This is a genomic window from Bacillus massiliigorillae (assembly GCF_000380245.2).
Classification (GTDB): Bacteria; Bacillota; Bacilli; order Bacillales; family DSM-1321; genus Bacillus_AD; species Bacillus_AD massiliigorillae.
Window position 1 is genome coordinate 489,609 of record NZ_HG428741.1, and the last position, 18,984, is coordinate 508,592.

Sequence of the window (18,984 nt, forward strand, 5' to 3'; positions counted from 1 at the left end):
TATAGATTATCACCTAAAAAGAAACTGGTGTGGTCCAATGACTAACAATAGAATATCTGAAGAACAATTGAATATGATTAAAGATGCTGTTGATATCGTTGATGTTATTAACGACTACGTTCAGCTAAAAAAACAAGGTCGAAATTATTTTGGACTTTGTCCTTTTCATGGTGAGAACACACCTTCTTTTTCTGTTTCTCCAGATAAACAAATTTTTCATTGTTTTGGTTGTGGAGCTGGAGGTAATGTTTTTACCTTTTTAATGGATATTGAAGGGTATTCATTTTTAGAAGCAGCTAAAGAGCTGGCTGATAGAGGGAATTTACCGTTAGAAATTGAAACGAATAATTCCACACACACAGAGCAGCAGCCTTCTGCTAATAAAAAGATGATTGAAGTGCATGAACTATTATGTAAATTTTACCATCATTTGCTTGTGAATACAAAGGAAGGTGAAAGCGCCTTACAGTATTTACTTGATCGAGGTTTCACCCGAGAAGATATTGAGAAATATACAATTGGGTATGCGCTCAATTCGTGGGATTTCGTTCAGAAATTCTTAACGAAACGAGGGTTTGATGAAAACTTATTAGATCAAGCAGGTGTTATTGTAAGAAGGGAAGATGATCAAAAAAGCTTTGATCGTTTTCGTAATCGAATTATGTTTCCGATTAGGAATCATCAAGGAGATGTTGTGGCTTTCTCCGGAAGAGCACTTGGAGATGATGAACCAAAATACTTAAATAGTCCTGAAACGCCAATATTTAATAAAAGTAAAGTATTGTTTAATTTTCATCAGGCAAGGCCTACTATTCGAAAAAAAGAACAAGCCGTCTTATTTGAGGGTTTTGCAGATACGATATCTGCTTCTAGAGCAGGCGTTATGAATGGTTTAGCTACTATGGGTACGTCGCTTACTGAAGATCACATACATCTGCTGAAAAAAAATTGCAATGAAGTTCTGATTTGTTACGATTCTGATAAACCAGGTTTTGAAGCGGCAAATCGCGCTGCAGAATTAATTTCGCAAGCTGGATTAACTGTAAGAGTAGCGATTATGCCTGACGAATTAGACCCGGATGAATATATAAAAAAGTACGGATCTAAGAGTTTTATGCAGGAAATTATCGGTGATAGCCACACTTATATATCGTTCAAAATGAGATATTTACGTAAAGGTCGAAACATGAATAATGAAGGAGATCGGATAGCTTATATTGAACAGGTATTAAAGGAAATCACCAAAATTCCGAATGCGGTAGAAAGAGAGCATTATTTGCGCCAAATTTCTTCTGAGTTCTCATTATCTCTTGATGCTTTAAATGCTCAAGCAAAGAATATTTTCTTTGCTGAAAAAAAACGAGGAAATTTGCCGCAAACTAATAGTCGTGAGCCTTCAAGTAGCGGTATTGTTTTGCAACGTGAGCAAAAACTTTATCCAGCTCACATGAAAGCAGAGCTAATGCTTATTGCGCATATGTTGCAAAGTAAGGAAACAGCATATAAGATTAAACAGTTCTTAGGTGATACTTTATTAAATGTTGATGATCATCAAGCCATAATTACTTATCTGTATGGTTATTATGAAGATAGTGAAAGCCCAGACGTAAGTCTTTTCCTATCGTACATTCCTGATCAGCAATTGCGAAAAATAGTATCACAGATAGAAATGATGTCTATTTCTCCAGATCCATCCGATCAAGAGCTAAAAGATTATGTGAATGTGGTGTTGAAACAGCAAAAGTTGTTAATGATAAAAGAAAAAGAAGCAAAAAAGGCTGAGGCTATTCGATTAGGTGAACATATCGAAGCAGCAAAAATTGCTTCTGAAATTGCTTTAGAGAGACAACAACTTAAAAGTTTGTAAAATATATGAATTATCGTATGATGTGTCGAAAGTTTGGAAGGAGGGGAACACATGGCTGATAAATCAGCTCGTTCCAAAGACGTAGAAAATGAACTTACACTTGAACAGGTGAAAGAACAATTACTTGAGAAAGGTAAGAAAACTGGTCGTCTAACTTATGAAGAAGCAAGTGAAAAGTTATCAACATTTGAATTAGACTCTGAGGCTATCGAAGAGTATTTTGATTACCTACAAGAACAAGGCGTTGAAGTTCTTTCTGATGACGATGATGATGAAAGTGATCCGAATATGAAAGAATTAGCTAAAGAAGAAGAGTTTGACTTAAATGATTTAAGTGTTCCTCCAGGAGTTAAGATTAATGATCCTGTTCGTATGTACTTAAAGGAAATTGGTCGTGTGGATCTTCTTTCAGGTGAAGAGGAAATTGCTCTTGCAGAAAGAATTGAAGAAGGTGACGAGGAAGCGAAACGTCGTCTTGCAGAAGCTAACCTTCGACTAGTAGTAAGTATTGCGAAGAGATACGTGGGTAGAGGTATGCTATTCCTAGATTTAATTCAAGAAGGTAATATGGGCTTAATTAAAGCGGTTGAAAAGTTCGATTATCGTAAAGGATTTAAATTTAGTACGTATGCAACTTGGTGGATTCGTCAAGCAATCACTCGTGCAATAGCTGACCAAGCTCGTACAATTCGTATTCCAGTTCATATGGTTGAAACAATCAATAAATTGATTCGTGTTCAACGTCAGTTACTTCAGGACTTAGGTAGAGAACCTTCTCCAGAAGAAATTGCTGAAGATATGGATCTTACTCCAGATAAAGTACGTGAAATCTTAAAAATCGCTCAAGAGCCTGTATCGTTAGAAACACCAATTGGTGAAGAAGACGATTCACATTTAGGTGATTTCATTGAGGATCAAGATGCAACGTCTCCATCTGAACATGCAGCATACGAATTATTAAAAGAGCAATTAGAAGATGTACTGGATACATTAACAGATCGTGAAGAGAACGTATTACGTTTACGTTTCGGTCTTGATGATGGTAGAACACGTACACTTGAAGAAGTTGGTAAAGTTTTCGGTGTAACTCGTGAACGTATTCGACAAATTGAAGCGAAAGCATTAAGAAAGTTAAGACATCCAAGCAGAAGCAAGCGATTAAAAGACTTTTTAGAATAGAAAATATAGAACTCATAAGTATTGTTCGTCCTTCTTGATAAATACGAGAAGGGGGAATAGCTTATGGGTTTTTTATTTTATGTTTTTGTAAAAAAATATAAATTTAGGTCTCATTTACCATTTTGCGATATCGTCTATAATTTCCTTGAATTATAGTCGGATTTACCCGATATAAGTGGTAGAGAAGTAAATCAAGGATGTGTACATTTGTATGGATGAAATGAGAAAGAAAGTAATAATAAAAGAAATCCATTATTGGAAAGAAACAAGGATTCTTCCAGAGCAATATTGTAACTATTTACTTGCACTCTATTCAGAAGGTGACGAAGAAGAATTCGTCACAGTTAAGCGCAAGCCTTTACTATCTTACCTTTTCGTTACATTGATCATTGTTAGCGCTTTAATTGTAAATTATTTTACAGAAAATATCTTATCAATGCAAATTCCATTGTACTTATTTTTAATAGGATTATTAATTGTCATTACCATTTTTGAATATAAGAAGAATGGAACACTACTTATTCCACTTATTGCATCCGCCTTTGTCTTGGTCTTACTAACCGTTAATACGTGGGAATCTTTCTTCCCTAAGCAAATGATTTTTCTTTATGTTGGACTATTATGTAATTGTTTAATTTGGATTGTAATAGGAAAGAAGTTAAGCTTGCAGTATTTTCTGGTGGCAGGAATCTTAGGTTCCATTATCGTTGCATATTTTGTTTTTGTTTATTATGGCCTTCTATAAATAAGAAATGAATTACTATATTTAATTAAAATACAAATATAGAAAAGTTTTACATATTTGTCTAATTTCCGAAAATATTCCACAATATTCTGTTTTAGGCTTTTCCTAGTAAAGAATTTCAAGTAAAATAAGAGTTGTTTGAAATTATTGTATATAGAAAACGTACATAGGGGAGGTAGGATCGAATGAAGCGTAGTCCAATAATGCCTTTTGTATTTATTATGGTAATGGGTATTGGATTAATGTTTTTCCTTTCTTTCAAGGGCCTAGGGGATGCTGATAAAGTGGCTAATGAAGGTAAAGAGGGAGAAAAAGGTGCAAAAACGGAACAAACAGCTGGTTCACCTGAGGAAATTTACAAATCAAGTTGTATTGGTTGCCATGGTAGTGCGTATGAAGGTGGTGTGGGTCCTGCTCTTAAAGGAATCACTGACAAAGTATCGATGGACGAAATTAAAGATACTCTGAAAAATGGTAGAGGTGCAATGCCTTCAGGTTTAGTACCAGATGCTAAAATTGATGAAATGGCTAAGTGGCTGTCAGAATTAAAATAATGTATTATTTTTTGAAAACGGTTGAGAAATCAATCGTTTATTTTTTTGTAAGAAATGATATGTTTTGTAAACCTTGCTTCTGTTGAGAAGCTTTTTTTGCTTTGAAGGAAAACAAAAAGAAAGCGCCAAAGGTTTTTCGGGTTGCATAATGGCTTGAAACTTCTTTATACTGTAACAGTAAAGAATAGAAAAAGGTGACAAACATGAATAGCGAAAATTTATCAAAACGATTACATACAGTAGTATCTTATATTCCGAAGGGAAGCGTGTTAGCTGATATTGGTTCAGATCACGCGTATTTACCTTGCTATGCGGTGTACAAAGGTCTTGTACAAGCTGCAATTGCTGGTGAAGTGGTAGATGGACCTTTTAAATCAGCTCAGAACCAAGTGAAACAAGAAGGGCTAGAAGGGTTCATTTCTGTCCGTAAAGGCGATGGTTTAGATGTATTAAACCCTGGAGAAGCAACTTGTATCACGATTGCTGGTATGGGTGGAACACTTATTTCTAATATTTTAGAAAGAGGCAAGGATAAATTAGAAGGAACAAAGCGATTAGTGCTACAACCTAATATTCAAGCGATTAATATTCGTAAATGGTTAATCGAAAATGATTGGATTTTAGTTGCTGAAGAAATCCTTGAAGAAGACGGTAAAATTTATGAAGTTTTAGTAGCGGAAAAAGATCATGAAGAAAATCCATATAGCGATAATAAAGAAGCAGAGCTACTTTTAGGACCATTTCTTATGAAAGAGTGCAATGATGTATTTAAGAAGAAGTGGAACGCGGAATATAAGCATTGGCAAGACATTCTTAAGCAGTTACAAGCTAGTGGTAAAACAGAATCATCAGAAGAGAAACAAGAGCAATTAAAGAGATATAGTCGTTTTGTTGAGGAGGCATTATCAAAGTGAAAAAAACGCCAAACGGTTTCGAAGTGATTGGGGTATTTGAACAGTTTTCTCCTAAGAAATTAGCGATGGAGGGCGACAAAATTGGCTTGCAAATAGGCACATTAAACAAGCCTGTAGCCAAGGTAATGATTGCACTCGATGTATTAGATGAGGTAGTTGATGAAGCGATTGAGAGGCAAGTAGATTTAATTATTGCTCACCATCCGATTATTTATCGTCCATTACAAAAAATAGCGACGGACCAACCTAGTGGCAAGTTAGTTGAAAAACTAATTAAGCATGATATTGCAGTTTATGCAGCACACACAAACCTTGATGTAACAAAAGGTGGAGTAAATGACTTATTAGCAGAAGCATTACAGTTACAGAATACGAAGGTACTAGCTCCAACGTATGAAACAAAGCTTAGAAAGCTTGCTGTGTTCGTTCCAGTAGAAGCGGAGGCAAAAGTACGCGAAGCTCTCGGAAACGCCGGAGCGGGGCATATAGGCAACTATAGCCACTGTTCATTTGCATCACCAGGGTCAGGGCAGTTTTTACCTGGTAGTGATACAAATCCTCATATTGGTTCTGTTGGTGAATTGGAGACTGTTCAAGAAGTGAAAATTGAAACAGTATTCCCTGAAGAGCTTGAACGTCGGGTAGTTACTGCAATGATTAAGGCTCATCCATATGAAGAAGTAGCATATGATATTTATTCCTTGGAAAACGGTGGAGAATCACTTGGGTTAGGTCGTATAGGAGAACTTCCATCTGAAATGACATTAGAAAGCTTTGCACATTATGTAAAAGAAGCGTTTGATGTGAAAGGTGTACGTGTTGTAGGCAACCTTCAAGATACTGTTAAGAAAGTAGCTGTACTTGGTGGCGATGGTAATAAATATTTCATGACTGCAAAATTTCAAGGTGCAGATGTGTATGTTACGGGTGACATGTATTATCATACTGCTCATGATGCTATGAGTGTGGGACTGAATATTGTTGACCCAGGTCATAATGTGGAGAAGGTTATGAAAGCTGGTGTAACTAATGTGTTAACTTCTTATGCAAAAGCTAAAAGTTGGGAAATTGACGTATTTGCGTCGGTAGTTCACACAGATCCGTTTACATTTTTGTAATAAATAATTCATTAAAATATTTATAAAAGACACTATACTTGTTTTTGCAAGAATGGTGTCTTTTTTTCTGAAAAAAGAAAAATGCTTGTGTTAATCGTGAAGTAAGAAAAAATTTCAAGTGGAGTAAATAAGTTAAGGGGCTGATAATCATATGAACTCTTTTCAAGCAGAAGACATACAAATGCAGTTAATTGAAAGAAATAGAGTCAATAAAATTATGGAGAATATATTTGATTATCCTCTTACGATTATCAATGCTCCCATAGGCTATGGAAAAACTATTGCATTAAACCAGTTTCTTCAGAATTGCAATAGCTTGTCAATTTTGTTTACTGTGTCAATTATAGATGATAATCCCGATGTTTTTTGGACTAGAATTACGAAACAAATTAGGTTGCACAATAAATCTCTAGGTGAAAGATTACAAAGTTTAGGATTTCCGAAAGATGACCCTCAATTAGTAAAGGTACTAGAGCTGATAATTCATTTGAAAACTGCTGAGAAAACCGTAATAGTACTAGATGATTATTACTTAATCAAAAGCCCTCTCATTTTTAAATTAATAGAAGCGATTGCACAAGAAGACGTGTATAACTTACATATTGTATTACTTACAAGAAATATTGCGAATTTAAATATATATAATTTAGTATTTAGAAGGTTATGCTTGATAATTAATCACGAAATCTTAGCTTTTGATAAAGAGGAAATAAAGCTATTATTATCAGAAAATGGACTTAATGATAATAAAACACAGGATCTTTATGAATATACAGAAGGTTGGGTTTCATTAATATATCTAGAAGTATTAGGCGTAAAAAAAGGCTTACAAATAGGTATGACAAAAACGATTGATAAGCTTATTGAAAAGAATTTATACAATGCCTATGATGAGGATTTGAAACAATTTCTTCTAAAACTATCTATCTTTGATAATTTTACTAAAGAACAAGTAATGTATGTTTTGGAAGAACCAAATTCTTATAACATGTTATTAAAGTTATCAAAGGATAATGCATTTATACATTTTGATGACAGTAAAAATGTATATTCTATTCATCAAGTTTTTTTAGATTTTTTGCGTTTTAAACGTGAAACAATTACTTTTAATTTCAAACCTCTAACAAAGCGAGTAGGAAAATGGTTTATAAAACAAGGGGAATTCCCCTTGGCATTAACGTATTACCATAGGGCAAAAGATATTGAAGGTATGCTAAAAGAAATAAATAATCGAAATGAAATTACATTGATATATATAAATCAAGAATACATCTTTAAGGCTTTTGATCATCTTCCTCAAGAACTATGGCTCAAGTATCCTTTAGCTTATCTAAAATACTTACGAGTAAATTTATTAAGTGGAATAAATAAACGAGTACAAAATGGATTAAAAAAATTGGATGAGCTTCAGGAGATTTATGAGCGAAACTTAAAAAATGGTCATGCTGATAGTGAGATAAAAAGAATTCTAGGAGAAGTTCAAGTAATCCGAGTATTTATTTCCTTTAATGATGTATATAAAATGGTTGAATATGAAGAAAAAGCATATGCATTACTTGGAGATCAAAAGTCAGCATTAGTAGTTCAGGACATAGATAATTATTTTGGCTTTCCGTTTATGCTATATAATTTTTTTCGAGAGCAAGGTAAATTGGAAAAAGTTACAAATTATGTTATTCGAAATTTTGATACAGCAAATCGTGTTTTTAAAGGTTGTAGTATAGCCTCTAGCTATCTTTTTCTAGCTGAATATGCTCTCGAGATAGTGGATATAAATACTGCCAAAATTAATGTATATAAAGCTAAATACCAAGCAATTTTAGATGATAGAATGTTTCTATTAATCAGTGCTCAATTTACGCTTGCAAGGCTATTATTACTTCAAGGGAAATCCGAAGAAGTAAAGCAAGTTATTCAAGAAATAAAAGAGTTTGCTAAGGAGAAGAATAATGCCTCTTTGAACACAATGGTAGATATATGTATAGGTTACATATATGGCTGCTTACGCTTGTGTAATCACATTCCAGATTGGCTTAAAAGTGATGAGGTTATATCGATTACAAGCTTGCAGCGTGAAATGACATTTCATTATATTGTTCAAGGAAAAGCGATATTATTATCAGGTAATTTCAGACAACTAGATAAGTATTGTAAAATATCTCAAAAATGTATGGAAAAATCGCATAATCAGTTAGGTATTTTGCATAATTGTATCTATCAAGCAATTGCTATGAAAAATATTTATGGAAAATGTCAAGGAATGAAAGCATTAATAAGTGCACTTGCAATTGGACAAGCAGATCGGATTATCCTTCCTTTTGCGGAAAATGCTCCATATATTTACGATTTACTTAAAGAAATAGGAAATGAGCAAACTGAAATACAAAGGGATTATATACAAGAAGTAATAAAAACTTGTAATCAGTATTTGGAACATCTTTCAAAATTAAAGATTTCCTCCGTTTCATTAACGGCTCGTGAGAAAGAGGTAATGTACCTTATAGCAGAAGGATTAAAAAGAAAAGAAGTTGCTCAGAACATGAACATATCTATAGCAACTGTGAATAAAATGTTAGAGCATATATATAAGAAGCTAGCTGTTAGTAATAAAACATCAGCAATAAAAAAAGCTAAGGATTTAAATATCATATAATTTTATGAGGAGTGCCATAATGTATTTACATAATAAACATAAAACCCTTGTGCGAAAACGATTAAATGAAACTTTAAATTCAATATTTTTATATCCACTAACAATTTTGCAAGCACCTATGGGTTACGGGAAAACGACCGCCATTCAACATTTTGTTGAGTGTACTAAAGTGGATTATGTATGGTGTTCCCTTACAACAATTGATAGCTCAGCATCATACTTTTGGAGAAAATTTATTTCGCAAATATCTAAATTGAATTTAAGGTTAGGGAATGAGCTGAAAAGAGTAAATATTCCAAATGAATTTATTTATATGAGGAAAGTAGTAGATATTTTTCAACAATATACATTTGTTGAGCCTGTGGTTATTGTTATTGATGATTTTCATTATGTGAAAAATAAAACAATGTTTAAGTTATTAGGAATGCTTGTGTATGAAAGCATTCCTAATTTACACTTTGTGATTGCTACTAGAAATATGTTGAATATGGATACCACGGAACTAGAATACAAAGATCTTTGCTTAGTTATAAAGAAGAAATCTTTGAAGTTTACACATGATGAAATAACACAATATTTTAGTTTGATTAATAGTTTAACTAGTGAAGATGACATAAAACAAATTCTTGAGTATACGGGTGGTTGGATTTCTTTAATATATCTTGTACAGTATGGTGTACAGCAAAATTCACCACTTCATAAAAAAGCTTCCTTATATCATCTTGTGGAAGAAAATCTTTTTTGCCCACTAGATGAAGAAATGAAACAGTTTCTTTTGAAATTGGCGGTTTTAGATTATTTTACAGATGAACAAGCAGCTTTTGTGCTTGAGGACGGAAGTACCTCTGATAAAATTCTACGTTTATATAGTGAAAATGCTTTTATTGTTTATGATCAAGAAGAAGGCGTGTATAAAATTCATAATGTTCTTTTAGACTATTTACGGAATATGCAATTAGTAGAGGGGATAGATGTACAAAAATTATATAAGCGTGCAGGAATATGGGGAGTACAAGATGAAAAGTACCGTAAAATGTGTTTAGTATATCTTTACAAAGCAGGTGAAGTGGAAAGTATTTTGGGATTATTGGAAAGTTTCGACTCTAAGAACGTGATTAGTAATTTAAAGTATAAAGAATTTTGCGAAGAACATTTGGATTTATTTGAAATGAATGAATTACTTTATAAATATCCAACTGCACTAATGAGATATATAGTATATGTTTTATTCGAAAGTGATTGCACGAAAAAGAAGGTAGAGGGTTTAACGAGATTACAAAATTTGCTGAATGTCTATGAAAATAATGCTATAGAAGTTAAATGTACAGAAGTAAAAGAGTTTATACGCAATATGGATAAAAAAAAGAAGAATCAAATTTTAGCGGCAATTAATGTAGCTATGTCTTATGCATTTTTTAATGATGTAGATAGAATGATATATTATCAAAAAAAAGCATTTAGATTGGTTGGAAATGATAATTCCTATTACTTAAGTACTTATTTAACAATGGGTTCTCCTCATTTGCTTTATACCTATTATAGTAAAAGAAGGCAATTGAAAAGAACCCTTATTAAATTTTCTGCTTATAATTCGGATTTTTTGAATAATAGAATTGATAATTATGCTGGTTTTTTAAATACAATGTTTGCAGAATATGCTCTTGAAACAGGCGATTGGGAAAATGTGGAGAGTTTTTATCGAATAGCAATTTCTAAAACGCATTTACATAATGAGGCAAACAATTTTATTCATGCTCATTTTACATATTTTAGATTACTGCTTTTTCAGGGTCAATTTGAAAAAGTAGAAGAGCTTATCTGCGAGTTAATTAAAACTTTAGAGGAGTATCAAATTGTTGATTTTAATCATACTTTAGATTTATGTCTAGGCTATATTTATGGTTGTTTAGGTTTGATTGAAAAAATACCCAATTGGTTAAAAATGAATGATTTATCTTCTTATTTTTATTTGCGTAGTGAACAATCTTTTCATTGGATTATATATGCAAAGTCAGTTTTGTTATCAGAAAATTATATACAACTTGAATTATTGTGTGAACAGTCGGACGAATATTTCGGAGCATATAATAATCAATTAGGCTTTCTTCATAGCTATATATACCATGCTATTGCAAAATATCAGCTTTATGGCATGGCTGAAGGAAAAGATATGTTGTTAAAAGCGCTAGAATTAGGAGAAGCAGATCATATCATTCTTCCATTTGGAGAGAATGCTTCTTATCTTCTGCCTATGTTATTGGATTTGCAAAAGAATCCTGAGCATATAGATGCGTTATATTTAAGTAAAGTTATGAATTGTTGTCAGAAATATGAGCAGAATTTATTGAAATTAACGAATAAAGAGAGTATGTTATCACAAAATGAAGAAACAGTTCTAAAATATATAGCAAGTGGGATGAAACGAAGAGAGATTGCATATGAATTATTTGTTTCAGTAGCTTCAGTTAATAAAATAGTAGAAAGCATATATAAAAAATTATCTGTGCATAATAAAACATCAGCAATTATTAAGGCGAAAGAATTAAATCTCTTATAATATCAAATTTAATAATAAAGTATATTAGTAAAATTACTATTTTATTATAGTAGTTTTACTAATATAAAATATAAAAATAACTTTTACAATAAGTGTAGAAGTTATTTTTTATATTTTTTTAAGAAGATTATGATTTGCATATACATAACTTGGTTCTAGATTAGGAGGAGGAAACTATCGTGGAAGAAACGGTTAATATTAAAGATTTGCTATTTATATGTAAAAAACAATTACCACTGATTATTGGCATTACAGTGCTTTCAGTAGTTATTTGTGCATTTATTACATATTTCTTGTTAACACCGATTTATAAGGGGTCAACACAATTGCTTATTAACAAATCTAAAGATAATGAAGCGGTTTATGAATACAATGAGGTACAAACGAATTTGCAGTTAATTAATACATATAACGTAATAATTAAAAGCCCGCGGATTTTAAATCTAGTAAAAGAGGAATTAGGTTTACAGCTTTCAATTGAGGAATTAACAAAAAAAATAACAGTTGAGAGTGAAGAAGATTCACAAGTCTTAAATATAAATGTGGAGGACCCGAATCCTGAAGTAGCTGCTGAAATAGCCAATACCATCGCAAAAGTATTTCAAAAAAATATCGTTGAAATAATGAATATTGATAATGTGGTCATCTTAGCACAAGCAACAGTTAATCAAAATCCTGTTCCGATTAAACCTAATCCATTATTGAATTTAGCTATTAGTGTAGTGATAGGATTAATGATTGGATTTGGTATTGCATTCTTTCTAGAATACTTAGATAACTCTATTAAAACAGAACAAGATATTGAAAATATGTTTGATCTTCCTGTATTAGGTGTCATCTCGACAATTGAAACAAATGCTCATGAAAAATATGAGACAGAAGGAAGGAATTCGGAATGTTTAATAAGCAAAAGAAAAAAAGTACTGTAAATCGAAATAAGAAGCTAATAGCTAGTCTGAGCCCGAAATCTCCAATATCTGAACAGTATAGAACTATTCGAACTAATATACAGTTTGCTTCGATAGATTATGAAATTCAATCCATTATGGTTACATCTGCTGAACCAGGGGCAGGTAAGTCAACAACATCTGCAAATCTTGCAGTAGTTTTTGCTCAACAAGGCAAAAGGGTTCTTATCATTGATTCTGATTTAAGAAAGCCCACTCTCCATCATATATTTAAGGTACATAATAACGATGGACTAACAAGTGTATTGATGAAAAGTAAACAGCTAGAAGAGGTAATTGTTCCAACTAATGAACCTAATGTATTTTTACTAACGAGTGGGCCAATACCACCCAATCCAGCTGAATTATTAATATCGAAAGCAATGAAGTTTATATACAATAAAGTGATTCACGAATATGATTTAGTTATTTTTGATACGCCGCCTATATTAGCAGTAACAGATTCTCAAATTGTCTCTCATTATTGTGATGGAACCATCATTGTAGTTGCTTCTGAGCAAACTAAAAAAGAACAATTGAAAAAAGGCATTGAACTGTTGAATTTTTCTAAAGCAAGAATAGTAGGAACTGTACTTAATAATAAAAAATTATCTAATCATGACAATCATTATTACTATTATTCTTAAACAACACGTATTGCTTAATTGTATCGATGTTTGTAATTGAGATAGGGGGAATTAAAATGATTGATCTCCATTCTCATATATTGTGGGGAGTCGATGATGGAGCTAAAACGCTGGAAGATAGTTTAAAAATGGCAAAACAAGCAGTCAATCAAGGAATACGAACAATTGTGGCTACTCCACATCATATGAATGGGAACTATTTAAATACGAGAAAAGATATTAAAACAAAAGTATCAGAGTTGAATAACCATCTAGAAAAAAAGCAAATACCTTTGGATGTTTTGCCAGGGCAGGAAATTAGAGTATATGGTGATCTATTAAAAGACTATGAAAAAGGTCAACTTGTTTGTGTGAATGATGTAACGAATTATTTATTAATAGAGTTGCCAACCTTCAATTTTACTGATTATTACGAAAAAATATTGTTTGAAATAAGATTGCAAGGTTTGATTCCTGTCATAGTTCATCCAGAAAGAAATCGTTTTTTTCTGGAAAATCCACATAAACTATATGACTTAGTACAACAAGGCGTCTTAACACAAGTAACTGCTGCTAGTTTAACAGGACATTTTGGTAGAAGAATCAAGAAGTTTTCACTTCAAATAATAAAGGCGAATCTAACACATTTTATCGCTTCTGACGCACATAATGTCTCGACACGTGATTTTAAAATGGATGAGGCATTTCGAGTAATTGAAAATCATTTTGGAATTGATTACACTGATTTCTTTTTGAAGAATGCAAAACTTCTACTGCAAAACAAAGAGGTAAATCAACATATTCCTTACATGATAAAAAAAAGAATCTTTCATTTGTTTTAGCAACTATTTATTCGGTTATATCCATACATTTGGAGAGGCTTCCTTTCCATTATCAACGGAGCACTCGGTCATGCTGTGGGATTATAATGAGAAATCCTTAGACACTATCGTTGTCAAGGGTGTGATGTGAGGGTGGGTTAGATGCCCGATTTAATAAATTTTCACATAAGGCGTGTAGAATTATTCGCCTTATGTGAGTGTTTATATTACTTATGAAGGGGGTCACATTTAATGAAGGTGAAAAAAGCTATTATACCAGCGGCAGGACTAGGAACAAGATTTTTACCTGCTACAAAAGCAATGCCAAAGGAAATGTTACCAATAGTGGATAAACCTACTATTCAATATATTGTAGAGGAAGCAATCAAATCTGGTATTGAGGATATTATTATTGTAACTGGTAAAGGAAAAAGATCCATTGAAGATCATTTTGATAATGCACTCGAGCTTGAAATGAATTTAATGGAAAAACAAAAATATGAATTGCTAGAGAAAGTGCAAGAGTCTGCTAAAGTAGAAATTTATTATATTCGTCAAAAAGAACCAAAAGGTTTAGGACACGCAGTGTTATGTGCAAAACATTTTTTAGGTAACGAACCATTTGCAGTTTTGCTTGGAGATGACATTGTAGAATCAGAAACACCTTGTTTAAAACAAATGATGGATGTTTTTGAAGATACCCATGCATCGATTGTTGGTGTACAAAGAGTGAAAGAGGAAGATACGCATCGATATGGGATCATTGATCCAGGTAAACAAAATGACCGTATTTACCATGTGAATCAATTCGTTGAAAAACCTAAACAAGGCACTGCTCCATCTAATTTAGCAATCATTGGTCGTTACATTTTAACTCCAGAAATATTCATGTTCTTAGAGAAAGAAGAAATCGGTGCTGGAGGAGAAATTCAGTTAACTGACGCTATTCAACACTTAAATGAAATCCAACGAGTATTTGCCTATGAATTCGAAGGTGAACGCTACGATGTTGGAGAGAAATTAGGTTTTATTACAACTACCATTGATATGGCTCTACATAATGAGGAGTTAAGAGATGGTGTGATTACTTATTTAAAACATATTTTAATAAATGAAGAAAAAATGGATATTTTTACAGAAGTACTTGATATGGCTCTTCATAATGACGAGTTAAGAGAAGATTTAGTTGATTATTTGAGACATGTTATAAAGGCTGAAGAGGTTTTGGAGGAAGTGACGTGAATGAAATCTTTGGTCTTTTAGTAGGAGAGAGGGAAAATGGCTTATCAAAAAAGAATAACTTATCTAATAGTATTGGATTCTCTTATCATGTGTCTAGGTTTAATTATTGCAATCATCTTATCTGGATATGATTTTGAGAAAATCAATGTAGAACAATTTTTGTTAATTTTAATAATATTAATGGTCTCATATTTTTCAGGTGCATTGTTTCAAAAACTTTATTATAAGGCATGGGAATATGCCAGCATTGGTGAATTAATAGCAATTTTAAAAGCAGTGTCTTTTTCAATTGTTATTACTTCTTTTATATATATTCTTTTTTATCATGAATTGAATATAAGATTACTATTATTAATTTGGATGATACTTCTTTTATTTATTGGGGGTTCTCGTTTTGTCTGGAGAATATATAAAGAGTCACAAAGTCAAAGGAAAGAAAATTTTAAAAACACCTTAATAATTGGAGCGGGTATAGCGGGAACAATGGTTGTAAGACAATTACTCCATAATAATGGTGAAACAATTTTAAAACCTATTGCGTTTATTGATGATGATAGCTTTAAGCAAAAGTTAAGCATTTTAGGAATTCCTGTAGTTGGGACATCAAAAGATATTTTAGATGTTGTTAAAAAATATAAAATTGAACATATAGTTATAGCTATTCCATCAGCAACTAATAAACAGTTAACACATATCCATCAAGAATGTGCTAAATCAGGGATACATACACAGACTATTCCAATGTTAGAAGACATCATGGTTGGCAAAGTATCTATTAATAACTTTAAAGATATAGAAGTAGAGGATTTATTAGGTAGAGAGCCTATTTCACTAAATATGGCATCAATATCAAAATATATATCAAATAAAACTGTTTTAGTTACTGGTGCAGGTGGATCTATAGGATCTGAGATTTGTAGACAAATAAGCAAGTTCCATCCGAAAAAATTAGTTTTATTAGGACATGGTGAAAATAGTATTTATTTAATAGATATGGAATTAAAGAATAAATATAAAGATTCAATAGAGACTATTCCTATTATTGCAGATGTTCAAGACAGAACTAGAATCTTTGAAGTTATGGAGCATTACAAACCGAATGTAGTTTATCATGCAGCAGCTCATAAACACGTACCTTTAATGGAAAATAATCCATGTGAAGCTGTTAAAAATAATGTGTTTGGAACAAAAAATGTAGCTGAAGCGGCAGATCAATATAATGTGGAAACCTTTGTCATGATTTCATCTGATAAGGCCGTTAAACCACCTAATATAATGGGTGCAACGAAACGAACAGCAGAAATGATCATACAACGATTGAATGTGAAAAGTCGAACAAAATTTGTTGCTGTGCGGTTTGGAAACGTATTAGGTAGTAGAGGAAGTGTTATTCCTTTATTTAAAAAACAAATTAAAGCGGGTGGTCCTGTGACTGTAACGCATCCGGAAATGGTTCGTTATTTCATGACAATACCAGAAGCTTCTCGGCTAGTGATTCAAGCTGGAGCTCTAGCAAAAGGTGGAGAAATATTTGTATTAGATATGGGAGAACCAGTGAAAATTGTAGATCTCGCAAAAAATATGATTGAACTGTCGGGTCATACTGTAGAGGAAATTGGTATAAAGTTCACAGGTGTTCGACCAGGAGAAAAATTGTATGAGGAATTATTTAATAATGAAGAAACGAACAGCAAACAAGTGTTTCCTAAGATATTTGTAGGGAATATTGATGTGAATCATTCTGAGGAACTAGATTACTTTTTGAAGAATTTTAGTGAAATGTCGGTAGCTGAGGTTAAAGAGTATATATTGAGTATTGCGAATAACAGACGTTTAAAATTAAAGAAAAAGCTACTTCAGAAATTCTGACATGGGAAAATTAAGAAGTTAGGGAGTAATAAAGTTGCTATATCTTAAAATCAAGAGAATGTTAGACGTGTTTTTATCGATAACAGGGCTATTAATATTATCTCCAATTTTTCTAGTCTTAATGATTTTGATTAAGCTAGATTCTGAAGGGCCTATTTTTTTTAAGCAAAAGCGTGTAGGGAAGAATAAGGGGTTATTTAATATTCTGAAATTCAGAACCATGATAATAAGCACTCCAAAAGATATACCAACCCATTTGTTGGAAAATTCTAAGTGCTGCATTACAAGAGTGGGTAGGATTTTGAGAAAAACAAGTTTAGATGAATTACCACAATTATTGAATATATTATTTGGTGATATGAGCTTTATTGGACCTAGACCAGCTTTATGGAATCAATTTGATTTAGTGGAAGCAAGAGATAAGTATAAAGCTAATAATGTGACGCCAGGATTAACAGGATGGGCACAAATAAATGGTAGAGATAAACTATCTATTGATGAAAAAGCAAAGTTGGATGGAGAGTATGTTACGAATTTTGGATTCGTGATGGATTGTAAGTGTTTTTTTAAGAGTTTTATCTCTGTAGTTAAGCATGATGAGGTGATTGAAGGAAAGAGTAAATCAATAATTGATAAAAAGTGATTTTGATGATAAGAAATCTAGCTGAATTAATAGAAAATTTTAAAGAACTATATGTATTTGAGGAGAAATCATAATATGAAAAAAGTGCTTTTTGTAGCTACCGTTGTTAAAAAACATATTAATGCATTTCACATACCTTATTTGGAGTGGTTTAAAAAGAATGGATATGAGACTTATGTCTGTGCAAAGAATGATTATGGAAGCAAACAAGAATGTGTAACTCCCTTTTGTGATAAATATTATAATCTTCCATTTGAACGTTCTCCTTTTAAATTGAATAATATCAGAACGTATAAGGCTCTAAAGAAAATAATAGAAAATGAAAAATTCGAGGTAATTCATTGTCATACACCTGTAGGGGGGGTATTAGCCAGATTGGCAAGTATTAATGCTCGAAAGAAAGGTACAAAGATCATTTACACAGCTCATGGTTTTCATTTTTTTAAAGGAGCACCATTAAGAAACTGGTTATTGTATTATCCAATTGAGAGACTAATGGCCAATTTTACAGATGTGCTAATCACTATTAATAAAGAAGATTTTCATAATGCGCAAAAATTTAACGCTAAGAAGATTGTGTATCTACCTGGGATTGGTGTCGATATAAAGAAATTTAAAATAAAAGCAAATAAAGATGTAAAAAGAAATGAGTTAGGAATTAAAAAAGAGCAAACTTTTATATTATCTGTAGGTGAACTGACAAGGAGAAAAAATCATGAAGTTGTAATAAAAGCATTGGGTATGTTAAATGGTGGTGAATTCACCTATGTTATATGTGGTCAAGGTGAGAAAGCGGAATATCTAAAAAAACTTGCCAAATCTTTGAATGTAGATGTGAAATTAGTAGGTTTTAGAACTGATATAGCAGAACTTTGCCATTCAGCAGATCTGTTTGTATTCCCTTCTCTACAAGAAGGACTCCCAGTTGCATTGATGGAAGCAATGGCTACTGGGCTACCCATTATATGTTCAAATATTAGGGGGAATACAGACTTAATTGATGAATGTAAAGGAGGATATTTTGTCAATCCAAAAGACATAAGGGGGATTGCTGAACAGATTAATAAACTAGCAATGAATAAAGATTTAAGAGTTGCATTAGGAGCTTATAATACAGAAGCAATTAAGAAATTTGATATTAATAATGTAAAACCAATAATGGAGAATATTTATAAGTCTCTTTAGAGAGGCAATGAGGTTTATGAAAATTCATGTGCGTTTATATCATCGTGGAACAAAATATATGATT

At 32.2% G+C, this 18,984-nt stretch carries 14 protein-coding genes and 1 pseudogene; all 15 read left to right on the top strand.

Going from position 1 to position 18,984, the window contains the following annotated elements:
• Nucleotides 1–37 precede the first annotated feature (37 nt).
• The gene (dnaG, locus tag TX86_RS02260) at nucleotides 38–1,867 is read left to right on the top strand and encodes a DNA primase (protein ID WP_042345859.1); all 1,830 of its coding nucleotides are present in this window, start codon (nucleotides 38–40) and stop codon (nucleotides 1,865–1,867) included.
• 51 nt (nucleotides 1,868–1,918) lie between these two features.
• Nucleotides 1,919–3,046, top strand: a complete 1,128-nt coding sequence (gene rpoD, locus TX86_RS02265) for an RNA polymerase sigma factor RpoD (protein ID WP_042345861.1) — start codon at nucleotides 1,919–1,921, stop codon at nucleotides 3,044–3,046.
• Between the two features lie 211 nt (nucleotides 3,047–3,257).
• A complete protein-coding gene (locus TX86_RS02270; protein WP_042345863.1) occupies nucleotides 3,258–3,791 on the top strand; it encodes a hypothetical protein in 534 nt (177 codons plus the stop codon).
• Nucleotides 3,792–3,976: 185 nt separating this feature from the next.
• Nucleotides 3,977–4,345 carry a cytochrome c550 gene (cccA, locus tag TX86_RS02275; RefSeq protein WP_042345865.1) on the top strand — a complete coding sequence of 123 codons (369 nt, stop codon included), beginning with the start codon at nucleotides 3,977–3,979 and terminating at the stop codon, nucleotides 4,343–4,345.
• Between the two features lie 203 nt (nucleotides 4,346–4,548).
• Nucleotides 4,549–5,259 carry a tRNA (adenine(22)-N(1))-methyltransferase gene (locus tag TX86_RS02280; protein ID WP_042345866.1) on the top strand — a complete coding sequence of 237 codons (711 nt, stop codon included), beginning with the start codon at nucleotides 4,549–4,551 and terminating at the stop codon, nucleotides 5,257–5,259.
• A complete protein-coding gene (locus tag TX86_RS02285) occupies nucleotides 5,256–6,377 on the top strand; it encodes a Nif3-like dinuclear metal center hexameric protein (RefSeq protein WP_042345867.1) in 1,122 nt (373 codons plus the stop codon). The genes TX86_RS02280 and TX86_RS02285 overlap by 4 nt, the downstream gene beginning before the upstream one ends.
• 151 nt (nucleotides 6,378–6,528) lie before the next feature.
• Nucleotides 6,529–9,030: a helix-turn-helix transcriptional regulator gene (locus tag TX86_RS02290; protein WP_042345868.1), complete on the top strand. Its 2,502-nt coding sequence runs from the start codon at nucleotides 6,529–6,531 to the stop codon at nucleotides 9,028–9,030.
• A 19-nt stretch (nucleotides 9,031–9,049) separates the two neighbouring features.
• Nucleotides 9,050–11,587 carry a helix-turn-helix transcriptional regulator gene (locus TX86_RS02295; protein ID WP_042345870.1) on the top strand — a complete coding sequence of 846 codons (2,538 nt, stop codon included), beginning with the start codon at nucleotides 9,050–9,052 and terminating at the stop codon, nucleotides 11,585–11,587.
• A 179-nt stretch (nucleotides 11,588–11,766) separates the two neighbouring features.
• Complete coding sequence (locus tag TX86_RS02300) at nucleotides 11,767–12,516, top strand: YveK family protein (RefSeq protein ID WP_042345872.1); 750 nt, start codon at nucleotides 11,767–11,769, stop codon at nucleotides 12,514–12,516.
• Nucleotides 12,483–13,181, top strand: a complete 699-nt coding sequence (locus tag TX86_RS02305; RefSeq protein ID WP_042345874.1) for a CpsD/CapB family tyrosine-protein kinase — start codon at nucleotides 12,483–12,485, stop codon at nucleotides 13,179–13,181. The genes TX86_RS02300 and TX86_RS02305 overlap by 34 nt, the downstream gene beginning before the upstream one ends.
• Before the next feature lie 56 nt (nucleotides 13,182–13,237).
• Nucleotides 13,238–14,002: a tyrosine-protein phosphatase gene (locus TX86_RS02310; RefSeq protein ID WP_042345875.1), complete on the top strand. Its 765-nt coding sequence runs from the start codon at nucleotides 13,238–13,240 to the stop codon at nucleotides 14,000–14,002.
• A 231-nt stretch (nucleotides 14,003–14,233) separates the two neighbouring features.
• A pseudogene (galU, locus tag TX86_RS02315) lies at nucleotides 14,234–15,100 on the top strand (UTP--glucose-1-phosphate uridylyltransferase GalU); the annotation flags it as partial.
• Between the two features lie 159 nt (nucleotides 15,101–15,259).
• Nucleotides 15,260–17,092 carry a polysaccharide biosynthesis protein gene (locus TX86_RS02320; protein ID WP_042345877.1) on the top strand — a complete coding sequence of 611 codons (1,833 nt, stop codon included), beginning with the start codon at nucleotides 15,260–15,262 and terminating at the stop codon, nucleotides 17,090–17,092.
• A 58-nt stretch (nucleotides 17,093–17,150) separates the two neighbouring features.
• Nucleotides 17,151–17,735 carry a sugar transferase gene (locus TX86_RS02325; protein ID WP_081707693.1) on the top strand — a complete coding sequence of 195 codons (585 nt, stop codon included), beginning with the start codon at nucleotides 17,151–17,153 and terminating at the stop codon, nucleotides 17,733–17,735.
• 75 nt (nucleotides 17,736–17,810) lie between these two features.
• Nucleotides 17,811–18,920 carry a glycosyltransferase family 4 protein gene (locus tag TX86_RS02330; RefSeq protein WP_042345880.1) on the top strand — a complete coding sequence of 370 codons (1,110 nt, stop codon included), beginning with the start codon at nucleotides 17,811–17,813 and terminating at the stop codon, nucleotides 18,918–18,920.
• The last annotated feature ends 64 nt before the right edge of the window (nucleotides 18,921–18,984 follow it).